This is a genomic window from Paraburkholderia sp. XV (assembly GCF_020177535.1).
GTDB classification, from domain to species: Bacteria; Pseudomonadota; Gammaproteobacteria; order Burkholderiales; family Burkholderiaceae; genus Paraburkholderia; species Paraburkholderia caribensis.
In genome coordinates this window covers 1-12,544 of the sequence record NZ_JAGUUD010000100.1, presented here as the reverse complement: position 1 = coordinate 12,544, position 12,544 = coordinate 1, and the positions used below count along the sequence as shown (strand labels likewise).

9 protein-coding genes are annotated in these 12,544 nt (G+C 62.1%); 7 read left to right on the top strand and 2 right to left on the bottom strand.

Annotation, left to right across the window (positions count from 1 at the left end):
• The first annotated feature begins 129 nt into the window (after nucleotides 1-129).
• The 3 genes from selD (at nucleotide 130) to KFO72_RS32480 (ending at nucleotide 3,475) form a co-directional block, all read left to right on the top strand.
• Nucleotides 130-1,191, top strand: a complete 1,062-nt coding sequence (gene selD, locus KFO72_RS32490) for a selenide, water dikinase SelD (RefSeq protein WP_062917038.1) — start codon at nucleotides 130-132, stop codon at nucleotides 1,189-1,191.
• 42 nt (nucleotides 1,192-1,233) lie between these two features.
• Nucleotides 1,234-2,160, top strand: coding sequence for a cation diffusion facilitator family transporter (locus KFO72_RS32485; RefSeq protein WP_225033832.1), 927 nt, complete (start codon nucleotides 1,234-1,236; stop codon nucleotides 2,158-2,160).
• 247 nt (nucleotides 2,161-2,407) lie between these two features.
• The gene (locus KFO72_RS32480; protein ID WP_225033831.1) at nucleotides 2,408-3,475 is read left to right on the top strand and encodes a purine-nucleoside phosphorylase; all 1,068 of its coding nucleotides are present in this window, start codon (nucleotides 2,408-2,410) and stop codon (nucleotides 3,473-3,475) included.
• A 203-nt stretch (nucleotides 3,476-3,678) separates the two neighbouring features.
• On the opposite strand, the gene KFO72_RS32475 is transcribed toward KFO72_RS32480, so the two are convergent.
• Entirely contained in the window at nucleotides 3,679-3,987 is a 309-nt protein-coding gene (locus KFO72_RS32475) for a DUF4148 domain-containing protein (RefSeq protein ID WP_054933759.1), read from the bottom strand.
• Nucleotides 3,988-4,165: 178 nt separating this feature from the next.
• Nucleotides 4,166-5,170: a LysR family transcriptional regulator gene (locus KFO72_RS32470; protein WP_035997006.1), complete on the bottom strand. Its 1,005-nt coding sequence runs from the start codon at nucleotides 5,168-5,170 to the stop codon at nucleotides 4,166-4,168.
• 197 nt (nucleotides 5,171-5,367) lie between these two features.
• Between KFO72_RS32470 and KFO72_RS32465 the strand changes: the two genes are divergently transcribed.
• The 4 genes from KFO72_RS32465 to KFO72_RS32450 all read left to right on the top strand — a co-directional run bounded on the left by KFO72_RS32465 (nucleotide 5,368) and on the right by KFO72_RS32450 (nucleotide 12,405).
• Complete coding sequence (locus KFO72_RS32465) at nucleotides 5,368-6,222, top strand: alpha/beta hydrolase (RefSeq protein ID WP_107201296.1); 855 nt, start codon at nucleotides 5,368-5,370, stop codon at nucleotides 6,220-6,222.
• A 33-nt stretch (nucleotides 6,223-6,255) separates the two neighbouring features.
• On the top strand, nucleotides 6,256-7,578 hold the full coding sequence (locus KFO72_RS32460) for an efflux RND transporter periplasmic adaptor subunit (RefSeq protein ID WP_060605538.1): 1,323 nt from the start codon (nucleotides 6,256-6,258) through the stop codon (nucleotides 7,576-7,578).
• 73 nt (nucleotides 7,579-7,651) lie between these two features.
• Nucleotides 7,652-10,837 (top strand): efflux RND transporter permease subunit, encoded by a 3,186-nt coding sequence (locus KFO72_RS32455; RefSeq protein ID WP_054933762.1) that lies wholly within the window; start codon nucleotides 7,652-7,654, stop codon nucleotides 10,835-10,837.
• Between the two features lie 14 nt (nucleotides 10,838-10,851).
• Complete coding sequence (locus tag KFO72_RS32450) at nucleotides 10,852-12,405, top strand: efflux transporter outer membrane subunit (protein WP_225033830.1); 1,554 nt, start codon at nucleotides 10,852-10,854, stop codon at nucleotides 12,403-12,405.
• Nucleotides 12,406-12,544 lie beyond the last annotated feature (139 nt).

Sequence of the window (12,544 nt, the reverse complement as noted above, 5' to 3'; positions counted from 1 at the left end):
CTATCTTCGACGCAACGCGCCGTCGTCACACACAGACGACGGCGCGTTTCTCTTTGCGCGACCGGTTGGACAGCGCTTTCGCGGATTGCCGGATAATAGCCGTTATCGATCCTCCGACACTTCATCATCATGACCGAATCCGCTGTCAGTTCCAATGTGCCCCGACTCACCAGCCTGTCTCATGGCGGCGGCTGCGGCTGCAAGATCGCGCCGGGCGTGCTGTCCGATCTTTTGAAGCGCAGCGTGCCGATGCCGTTGTTTCCGGACCTGCTGGTCGGCACCGAAACCTCGGATGACGCCGCCGTGTATCGCCTGAACGACGAACAGGCGATCATCGCGACCACCGACTTCTTCATGCCGATCGTCGACGATCCGTACGACTTCGGCCGCATCGCCGCGACCAACGCGCTGTCCGATGTCTATGCAATGGGCGGCAAGCCGATTCTCGCGCTCGCGCTGGTCGGCATGCCGATCAACGTGTTGCCGCACGATGTGATCGCGGCCGTGCTGCGCGGTGGCGAGGATGTCTGCGCACAGGCGGGCATTCCTGTCGCGGGCGGCCACTCGATCGACTCCGTCGAGCCTATCTACGGACTTGCCGCGCTTGGTGTCGTGCATCCGCAGCGCGTGAAGCGCAACGCGTCCGCGCAAGCCGGCGACGTGCTCGTGCTCGGCAAGCCGCTCGGCGTCGGCGTGCTGTCGGCGGCGCTCAAGAAGAATCAGCTCGACGCGGCAGGCTATGCCGCGATGATCGCGGCCACCACGAAGCTCAACCGCCCGGGCACCGACCTGGCTGCACTCGAAGGCGTGCATGCGATGACCGACGTGACGGGCTTCGGCTTGCTTGGTCACACGCTGGAACTCGCACGCGGCGCGCAACTGACTGCGCGTGTGCGCTACGCGGATCTGCCGTGGATCGCAGGCGCTGAAGCGTTCGCGGCGGCGGGCGTCATCACGGGCGCGTCGGGCCGCAACTGGGCTTCGTATGGCGATGACATACGTCTCGCGGAGTCGTTGCCCGACACGGCACGCGCGTTGCTGACCGATCCGCAGACATCGGGCGGCCTGCTGGTGTCGTGCGCGCCCAATGCCGTCGACGAGGTGCTCGCGATCTTCCGCGCGGACGGATTTGATCGCGCAGTGGTGATCGGTGAATTGCATGAAGGCGCGCCGCGTGTCGAAGTCGTTTGATTCTTTCCCACCTCAATTGCGTCAAGAGAAATTGAAGAGCCTATGAAAGAAGAATCACCGAAGGCCATTTTTTACGCGCTGGCGGCGAACCTCGGCATAGCAGTTTGCAAGTTCGCGGCCGCTGCATTCACGGGTTCCGGTTCGATGTTCGCCGAGGCGATTCACTCGACGGCCGATTGCGGCAACCAGGTTTTGCTGCTGTTCGGCCTCAAGCAGGCGCGCCGTCCCGCGAGCCCGTTGCATCCGCTCGGCGCGGGGCGGGTCATCTATTTCTATTCGCTGATCGTGGCGCTGCTGCTGTTCTTCGTCGGTGGCGTGTTTTCCGTTTATGAGGGCGTGCATCGTCTGATGGCGCATGAGCCGTTGTCGCATGCGTATATCGCGCTAGGCGTGCTGGGTGTTTCGGTGGTGCTCGAAACCTTTTCGCTGATGGGTGCGATCCGCGAAATCCGCAAGACCAACCCGGACAAGTCGATTTGGCGATGGTTTCGCGAAACACGCGAATCGGAATTGCTCGTCGTCACGGGCGAAGACGTGGCCGCGCTGCTCGGCCTTGCGATTGCCTTTGTCGCGGTGCTGATGACGATGATCACAGGCAATCCCGAGTTTGACGCGTGGGGTTCCATCGGCGTAGGTGTGTTGCTGATGGTGATTGCGTCGATGGTCGGGCGGGAAGTCAAATCGATGATCATCGGCGAATCCGCGAGCCCGGAAGTGCGGCGTGCAATCGAAGCACATTTGCGCACGCGCAAGGAGATACGCAGCATCATCAATTTGATCACGCTGCAGTGGGGCCGTCATGTGGTCGTTGCCGTGCAGGCCGAGATGATCGACTACGACAGCGGCCGCGCAATGGTCGATGCGATCAATATCGTCGAAGCCGATTTGCAGGCAAAATTTCCGCAAGTGCGGTGGGTGTTTTTCGAGCCGGATGTGCCGCGAGTGAGAACCGAGGCGTCCCTCGATTAAACCTCGATATATGATTCACGGCCCGCGAATGATGCACTCGATGCAACGTTCGCGGGCCTTTTCGTTTTCTGACGCACTTTTCGTAGTGCAGTTCTTTTTCGATTTATGCGTATCGGCTATTCGAAATGACAAGTGGAATTAGCTAATGGAAAACAATTCGACGCCGCCTATACTTAGCTCCGCCCTGTTACGCGAGGGCATGCATTCCATTCCCAATCCTTTAACGAGCTTAAAGAAAGGACTTGTCATGGTAACTCGCACGGTAGGCGCATTGACGGCTCTGGCACTGGACGCATGCACGGCAGTCTCGCCATTGGCGAATGCGCAGGACGACGGCTTTGCGCAAGGCTACGGCGAATCGCACGGCCGCCCCGTCAAGGTGATGATTATTTCGATGTTCGGACCGGAAGGGCAGGTATGGCTCGATAAACTCGGGCCGTGGCAGGACATTCCCGTTGCGGGGCTTTCGCCGGACTATCCGGCTATTCATTGCAACCGGCAGGACATCTGCGTGATGACGACGGGTATGGGCCACACGAATGCCGCCGCGTCGACCATGGCGCTCGCATTCTCGTCGCGTTTCGACTTGCGCCATACGTACTTCATGGTGGCGGGCATTGCGGGCATCGATCCGATTCAAGGTACGGTCGGCTCCGCTGCGTGGGCCAGGTATCTTGTCGATTTCGGCATTCAATGGGAAATCGACGGACGCGAAATTCCGCAGGGCTGGAACACCGGCTATCTCGGCATCAATACGAAAAGCCCTTCGGAGAAGCCGCCGCTCGATTACCGCACGGAAGTGTTTCAACTGAATCCACGCCTCGCCGAAACGGCTTTTGCGTTGTCGCGCAATGTCGTGCTATCCGACAACGCGCAGGCGCAAGCGGCGCGTGCCAAATACAGCTATGCGCCCGCCAATCGTGCGCCGACCGTCATTCAGTGCGACACGCTGGCGGGCGACACGTGGTGGTCCGGTACGAAGCTGGGCGAACGCGCGCGTGACTGGACGAAGATTCTCACGGACGGCAAGGGCGTCTACTGCACGACGCAGCAGGAAGACAATTCAACATATGAAGCGTTGAAGCGCGCAGCAAGCGTGCATCGCGTGGATTTGAATCGCGTGGCGGTATTGCGCGCGGGTTCGGATTTCGACCGGCCTTATGATGGTCAGACGAGCGCCGACAACCTGCTCAACTATGCCGCGCAAGGTGGTTTCACTATCGCGCTGGAGAACCTGTACCGCGCGGGCAATCCACTCGTTCAGGACATCGTTTCGCATTGGGGTGAATGGCGCAACGGCGTGCCGCAACGCTGATCGCGCAGCGCAGAACGTTAGATCCGCACCAATGCAAAGCGCTCAATCGCTTTCATGCGATTGAGCGCAGCACACACACTTCACTTTCTTTTAGCGCACGTTTAGTGCGAGCGATAGGGCGTCCAGACGGGGATGTCCGAGGCCCAGTCATCGAGTTCCGATGGGCTCATGTTCGACTCCTGCTACTCAAAATTAAATGACGATTACTGGCCGCGCGCGAGGCGCACGCTGCGGTCGCTTTGCACTTCGAGGCGCTCGGCTTGCGTGCGGCCAATCAGGCCTTGTTCGGGGTACGAGGTCTTGTTCAACGAAGGCAACGTGCCGTCGCGATACGCGTCGTTCACTTCCGCGCGCACTTCTGCACGCGACTTCGGTGCCGATGCGTCAGCGGAGTGTTGCCACCATTGATCGTTATACGATCCTGCGCGGCCGATGCCACCGCCGCCGCCGGCAAATGCCGGTGCGCTGACGAGCAGCGAGAGAGCAAGACCTGCCAGCAGATTGCGTTTCATGATTCACTCCTATCGTCTAATTCGTTTGCTTCGCCGATCTGGTCCGGCGTTGCGACAGGGTGAAATGTAGGCTTTGACGCGCGGGCGATAAACCCGGCTTTCATGAAATGAATTGTCGCAATTTCAGAACAATCGCGGCGCGCGGCCGCGATCGTCCCTTAAATAAAGGCCTGGCAGCCTAGGCGACCCACTCCGACATCACAGGCGTCTTGAACTCCGGGGCTGTCTCTTTCTGTTCGAACGTGCGTTGCGTGCAGGTCTTGTCGAGGCTTGCGCGGCCGCTCAGCAGCGGGCAGCGATCGAATATCTCCGCAATCCAGTCGACAAAGACGCGCACTTTGGACGACAGATGCCGGCTATGCGGATACACCGCGGAGATCGGCATCGGCAGGGGCTTCAGGTCGGGCAGCACTTCGACGAGCTGGCCCGAACGCAGATGCGGCAGCACCATGAAGAGCGGCGGCTGGATCAGGCCGAAGCCTTCGAGGCCGCATGTCACGTAAGCGTCCGCGTCGTTGACGGACACCACGCCCTTCATTTTCACCTCGACTTCCTTGCCGTCGACGAGAAACGACCAGTCCATGATGCGGCCCGTGCGGCTCGAAAAATAATTCACTGCCTTGTGCTGTTCGAGATCTTCGAGCGTCTGAGGAATACCCGCGCGTTCGATATACGCGGGCGCCCCGCACGTCACGCCTTCGAATAACCCTATTCTGCGTGCGACCAATGACGAATCCTGCAGCGCGCCGACCCGCACCACGCAATCCACGCCTTCCTGCAGAAGATCGACCGGGCGGTCAGACAAGCCGAGTTGCAGATCGATATCCGGGTACTTCGTGTGGAATTCGCACAGCGCGGGAATCACGAGCAGACGTCCGATCGATCCCGGCATGTCGACGCGCAGCTTCCCATTTGGCTTCTTGTTGCCGCTCTGGAAACTCGCTTCCGTCTCTTCGACGTCCGCGAGAATGCGCACGCAACGCTCGTAGTACGCGGCGCCGTCCGGTGTCAGCGACAGACGGCGTGTCGTGCGATGCAAGAGGCGTGTGCCGAGAAACGCTTCGAGATTCTGGATGATCGTCGTGACGGAAGCGCGGGGTAGATCGAGCGTTTCCGCAGCCCGGGTGAAGCTATTGGTGTCGACGACCCGGGTGAACACTTGCATGGCCTGGAGCCGGTCCATTGCAAACCTCCGAAAGAGCCGGAGCACTGTTGAAGCAGCCGCATCAGCCATTTAACGATTGGCTAAGGCGCCGAATAAAGTCATTCGATTGTTCAGGTGCACCGAATTGTGTTGCCGGATTATAGGCATTTATTTGGAAGTCTGCTGGTCCCACAATTCGCACCATTCGATAGCTTCGCGCATTGCGCTGTTCCGACATGGATGCATTCAACCCGCGTCACACCTTTGTCCCGTCCGGCGCGAGCCTCGGCGATAACGCCGCGTCGCTCGACGTCACCGACGTGCGGATCGAAGGTTACGCACAGGACATCACATTGCGCCTTTACCGGCGAGCCGCCGCCAAAAACGGCCTGCCGATCCTGCTCTATTTTCACGGCGGCGGTTTCGTACGCGGCTCGATAGAGGAAGCCGACTACGCCGCGCGCTATTTCGCGCTGCACACGCCGGCCCTTGTCGTTTCCGTCGGTTATTCGCTCGCGCCGCAGTTTCCGTTTCCCGCCGCGCCCGAAGATGCGCACCGCGCCGCGCTGTGGGTGCAGACTCGCGCACGGGCGTTCGGCGGCAATACGAAAAAAATCGGCGTAGCGGGCCACGATGCGGGTGGCTCGCTGGCCAATTGCCTTGCGTTCATCGGCCGCGATCGCGGGGATGTGCGGATCGATGCGCAGGCTTTGTTCGGACCGATGCTCGATCCGAGCCTCACGCGTCTTGGCGACGAGAAGCGTTTGAGCTCCGACATCACGGCGAGCGAATGCGCGGCCTGTTATCGCGCGTATCTGCCGCAGGCAGCGCAACGCATCCATCCGTATGCGGCGCCGCTCGAGTCGGTGCGGCTCGCCGGCTTGCCCGCGACGCTGATTGCCACCGCGCAAAACGACGTGCTGCACGTCGAAGCGGAGAAGTACGCCAGCAATCTGATCGATGCGGGCGTGCAAACGCAGGTGGTCCGTTACCCAAGCGTGTCGCACGCGGCGCTGGCCCATCATCCGGCGGCGTTGCTCGAGGCGGTCCGATTCTTTCAGTGGCGCTTCGATGAGCGCGCACTCCGATAAACAAACTTCTATTAACTAAATCCGGAGTCTGTCATGTCTGTTTTTCCTCTCTCGCGTTCGAAGCTGGCGGTTGCGGCGCTAGCGGTGCTTGTCATTGCGGGCCTCGGCACGTTCGGCGCGATTCGCGTCGACGCGCGCTCGCCGGCGCAATCCGCGCCGACCATCGTGCCGGAAGTCGATGTCGCCACTGTCATCCAGAAGACCATCACCGACTGGCAGAGCTATTCGGGCCGTCTTCAGGCTGTAGAAAAGGTCGATGTACGGCCGCTCGTGTCAGGCACGATCGTGTCCGTGAACTTCCAGGACGGCGCGCTCGTGAAGAAGGGCGACGTGCTGTTCGTCATCGATCCGCGTCCGTATCAGGCGGAAGTCGACCGTGCCGCCGCGCAACTGGCAGCGGCGCAGTCGCGCGCGGGTTACGCGCAAAGCGACTGGGAGCGCGCACAACGGCTGATCGGCGATAGCGCAATCGCAAAGCGCGATTACGACGAGAAGCAGAACGCCGCGCGCGAGGCGAGCGCGAACGTGAAGGCTGCGCAGGCCGCACTCGAAGCCGCGCAGATCAATCTCGGCTATACGAAGATCGTCGCGCCCGTGGCGGGCCGCGTGTCGCGCGCGGAAATCACGCTCGGCAACGTCGTGAACGCGGGCGCAAGCGCTGCGCCGCTGACCACGCTGGTGTCCGTCTCGCCGATCTACGCCGAGTTCGACGCCGACGAGCAGACGTACCTGCAATACATCAGCCAGGTGAAGGGCGACAGCAAGGTGCCCGTCGAACTGGGCCTGGCGAATGAAACGGGCTATTCGCGCAAGGGCACGATCCAGTCGGTCGATAACCGTCTCGATACGTCGTCGGGCACGATCCGCGTGCGCGCGCGTTTCGACAACGCAGACGGCGCGCTGGTGCCGGGTCTCTATGCACGCGTGAAAGTGGGCGGCAGCGAGCCGCATGGCGCGCTGCTGATCGACGACGCCGCAATCGGCACCGACCAGGACAAGAAGTTCGTGTTCGTGGTCGACAAGGACGATCACGTCGCGTATCGCGAGATCCAGCCTGGCGACCTGCAAGGCAATCTGCGCGTCGTGAAGAGCGGCTTGCACGCAGGCGACCGCATCGTCGTGAACGGCACGCAGCGCGTGCGCCCGGGCGCGCAGGTCCGCGCGCACATGGTGCCGATGGGCGACGGCGACGCGAGCGGTGCGCCCGTTGCCGACGACGCGCAGGCGGACAAGCAGGCGCAGCTAGACGGAGCGAAGCAGAAGCACGCCGAACCGCAAGCACAAAAGGGTACGCAAACGGGTACGCAAACGCAGGCACAGGCGCAGCCGCGCACGAAGGCGCGCAAGGATTCGTGATCGGTCCACGCACACACGCAATCCTTCGATGCATGCGCACGAGACGTAAGCGCTCCAATATCAAGAGCTTTACATGAACATATCCAAATTTTTCATCGACCGGCCGATCTTCGCTGGCGTGCTATCGGTCCTGATTCTGCTCGGGGGGCTGATCGCGGTGTTCCAGCTGCCGATCTCCGAATACCCCGAAGTGGTGCCGCCTTCCGTGGTGGTGCACGCGCAATATCCGGGCGCGAACCCGAAGGTGATCGCCGAGGCCGTTGCGTCGCCGCTCGAAGAGCAGATCAACGGCGTCGAGAACATGCTGTACATGCAGTCGCAAGCGAATAGCGACGGCAATTTGACCTTGACGGTCACGTTCAAGCTCGGCACGAATCCCGATCTCGCGACGCAGCTCGTGCAGAACCGCGTGAATCAGGCATTGCCGCGTCTGCCGGAAGACGTGCAGCGTCTCGGCGTGACGACGATCAAGAGTTCGCCGACGCTGACGATGGTCGTGCATCTGATCTCGCCGAACGACCGTTACGACATGACGTATCTGCGCAACTACGCGCTGCTCAACGTGAAGGACCGTCTTGAACGGATCAAGGGCGTCGGGCAGGTGCAGTTGTGGGGCGCGGGCGACTACGCGATGCGCGTGTGGCTCGATCCGGCAAAGGTCGCGCAACGCAATCTGACGGCGATGGAAGTCGTCAATGCGATCCGCGAGCAGAACATCCAGGTCGCGGCGGGTGTGATCGGTGCATCGCCTTCCGTGCCGGGCACGCCGCTGCAATTGTCGGTGAATGCGCGCGGCCGTCTGAAAACAGAAGCCGAGTTCGGCGACATCGTCGTCAAGACTGCGCCCGACGGCGCCGTCACGTATCTGAAGGATATCGCGCGTGTCGAACTCGCGGCCTCGGAATACGGCCTGCGTTCGCTGCTCGACAACAAGCCGGCCGTCGCGATGGCGATTAACCAGTCGCCGGGTGCAAACTCGCTGCAGATTTCCGACGAAGTGCGCGCGACGATGAAAGAACTCGCCGCCGACTTCCCGGCTGGCGTCGAGTACAAGATCGTCTATGACCCGACGCAGTTCGTGCGTTCGAGTATCGAGGCCGTCGTGCACACGCTGCTCGAAGCGATTGCGCTCGTCGTGATCGTGGTGATCGTGTTCCTGCAAACGTGGCGCGCGTCGATCATTCCGTTGATCGCAGTGCCTGTGTCGATTGTCGGTACGTTCTCGTTGCTGCTCGCCTTTGGTTTCTCGATCAACGCGCTGTCGTTGTTCGGCATGGTGCTGGCCATCGGTATCGTGGTCGACGATGCGATCGTGGTGGTGGAGAACGTCGAGCGGAACATCGAAAGCGGTTTGAGTGCGAGAGATGCGACCTACAAGGCCATGCAGGAAGTGAGCGGGCCGATTATCGCCATCGCGCTGACGCTGGTCGCCGTGTTCGTGCCGCTCGCGTTCATGACGGGTCTGACGGGCCAGTTCTACAAGCAGTTCGCGATGACCATCGCGATCTCGACGGTGATCTCGGCGTTCAACTCGCTCACGCTGTCGCCCGCGTTGTCGGCGCTGCTGCTGCGCGGCCACGACGCGAAGGAAGACTGGCTGACGCGCGCGATGAACCGCGTGTTGGGCCCGTTCTTCAGGGGCTTCAACAAGGTGTTCCATCGCGGCTCGGAAAGCTATGGGCGCGGCGTGAACGGCGTGCTCAAGCGCAAGGGCGCGATGCTCGTCGTGTATGCGGTGCTGCTGGGCCTGACGGTGCTCGTGTCGCGTATCGTGCCGGGCGGCTTCGTGCCGGCGCAGGACAAGGAGTATCTGATCGCGTTTGCGCAGTTGCCTAATGGCGCATCGCTCGATCGTACCGAGAAGGTGATCCGCGACATGGGCGCCATCGCGCTGAAGCAGCCTGGCGTGGAAAGCGCGGTGGCGTTCCCGGGTCTGTCGGTGAACGGCTTCACGAACAGTTCCAGTGCGGGCATCGTGTTCGTCACGCTCAAGCCGTTCCATGACCGCAAGGGCAAGGCGCTGTCGGCGGGTGCGATTGCGGGCGCGCTGAACCAGCAGTACAGCGCGATCAAGGACTCGTTTGTCGCCGTGTTCCCGCCGCCGCCCGTGCTCGGTCTCGGTACGCTCGGCGGCTTCAAGATGCAGCTGGAGGACCACGGCGCAGTCGGTTACACAGAACTGAACAAGGCGACGGAAGCGTTCGTCAAGAAGGCTGCAACGACGCCCGAACTCGGCCCGACGTTCTCGAGCTACCAGATCAACGTGCCGCAGGTGAACGTCGATCTCGACCGTGTGAAGGCGAAGCAGCTGGGCGTGCCCGTGACGGACGTGTTCAGCACGATGCAGGTGTATCTCGGCTCACTGTACGTGAACGACTTCAACCGTTTCGGCCGCGTGTACCAGGTGCGTGTGCAGGCGGACGCGCCGTATCGTCAGCAGGCCGACGACATCCTGCAACTGAAGACGCGCAACGCGAATGGCGACATGGTGCCGTTGTCGTCGCTGGTGACGGTGACGCCGACGTATGGTCCGGAAATGGTGGTGCGCTACAACGGCTACACGGCGGCCGACATCAACGGCGGCCCGGCGCCCGGCTTCTCGTCGGGTGAAGCGCAGGCAGCGGCCGAGCGCATCGCGGCGCAAGTGTTGCCGAAGGGCGTGAAGCTCGAATGGACCGACCTGACGTATCAGCAGATCATCGCGGGGAACGCGGGTCTGTGGGTGTTCCCGATCAGCGTGCTGCTCGTGTTCCTCGTGCTCGCTGCGCTGTATGAAAGCCTGACGCTGCCGCTTGCGGTGATCCTGATCGTGCCGATGAGCGTGCTGTCGGCGCTCGCGGGTGTGTGGCTCACGCAGGGCGACAACAACATCTTCACGCAGATCGGCTTGATGGTGCTGGTGGGGCTGGCGTCGAAGAACGCGATTCTGATCGTCGAATTTGCGCGTGAGCTGGAGCACGACGGACGCACGCCGCTGCAGGCCGCCATCGAAGCGAGCCGGATGCGTTTGCGGCCGATTCTGATGACGTCGATCGCGTTCATCATGGGTGTGGTGCCGCTGGTGGTGTCGAGCGGCGCGGGGTCGGAAATGCGTCACGCGATGGGTGTGGCCGTGTTCTTCGGGATGCTGGGTGTGACGCTGTTCGGCCTGATGCTGACGCCGGTGTTCTACGTGGTGCTGCGTACGTTGGCGGGCGGCAAGATTCACGTCGCGCAAAAGGACTCGCCGCATCTCGTCGCGCATACGACGGACGCCTGATGGAGAAAATGACAATGAAAAATTTTGAACAGATGAGCGGCCTGGGTCGCGCGGCGGCGAGCACGCTGCTGATGTTGCTGCTCGCGGCGTGCTCGGTCGAGCCGACGTACAAGCGTCCCGATGCGGCGACGCCGGCGGCGTTCAAGGAAGCGCCCGTGTCGGCGTCGACGACGGACGCGGCGAATGCGCCGCTGCCGGCGAGCGAGGCGGGCACATGGAAGACGGCCGAGCCCGCTGAAGATGCGCATCGCGGCGAATGGTGGACGATTTTCGGCGATTCGACGCTCAACGATCTGGAAAAGCAGGCCGCCGATGCGAACCAGAACCTCAAGGCCGCCGCGGCGCGCGTGCAAGAATCGCGCGCGCTGACGCAGCAGGCGCGCGCCTCGTGGTTCCCGTCGTTCGATGCGGGCTTCGGGCCGACGCGCGAGCGTCTGTCGCCCGCTTCGCAATTCCTGCCGAACGACGCGCATGTGCCGACGCAAACGCTGTGGCGCGCCCAGGTGACGGCTTCGTATGAGGTCGATCTGTTTGGCCGCGTCAGTTCGAACGTGAATGCCGCGCGTGCCGACCAGGCGCAGAGCGAAGCATTGTTCCGTTCGGTGCAGCTCGCGTTGCAGGCGGACGTCGCGCAGAACTATTTCCAGTTGCGCGAGTTCGATACGCAGTTGAGCTTGTATCGTCAGACGGTGACATTGCGCGAGAACGCGTTGAAACTCGTCGAGCGCCGCTTCAACGAAGGCGACATTAACGAGCTCGACGTGTCGCGCGCCCGCAATGAACTGGCGACGGCGCGTGCCGATGCGGTTGGCGTGGCGCGTCAGCGCGCGGCGTCCGAGCATGGCCTTGCGATTCTGCTTGGCAAGGCGCCTGCGGATTTCTCGTTCCCCGAGACGCCGCTTGTGCCGGTGACGGCGCGCGTGCCTGCTGGATTGCCGTCGGCGCTGCTCGAGCGCCGGCCCGATATCGCGGCGGCGGAGCGCGCGATGGCGGGCGCGAATGCGCGGATTGGCCTGGCCAAATCGGCGTTCTTCCCGAAGCTCGACATCACGGGTGCGTTCGGCTACGAGTCGACGACGCTCGGCGATCTGTTCCAGTGGTCGAGCCGCGCGTTCCTGCTCGGTCCGTTTGCCGGGACGGCGCTCACGGTGCCGCTCTTCGACGGCGGACGACGCAAGGCGAATCTCGCGAATGCGCGCGCGAAGTATGACGAGGATGTGGCGCAGTATCGCCAGCAGGTGCTCGTGGCGTTTCGGGAAGTTGAGGACAACTTGTCCGATTTGCGTTTGCTTGGGGATCAGACGCGGGAGCAGAACGATGCTGTCAACGCGTCGAAGCGGGCGGAGCATTTGTCGCAGACGCAGTATCAGGAAGGGCAGGTTGCGTATCTGGATGTGATCGATGCGCAGCGGCAGACGCTGCAGTCGCAGTTGCAGTTGAGTCATCTTGCCGGAACCCAGGCGGTCGCGACGGTTAATCTGATTCGTGCGCTTGGGGGTGGGTGGGGGGATGTGAAGGCTGATGTCGGCAGCGCCGACGGGCAGTCGCAGCAAGTGGCCAAGCAGTAGTTTTTTTGCGCTGGCAGTTGCGGGTTGTCTTTGTGTTCGCATCCGCAGGTTGATTGTTCTGGCCTTTGCGCTGGCATCCGCGTGACGTTAGCGTGCTTCAGGCGTCGCCCCTGTGCGGGGCGGCACCTACTTTTCTTTG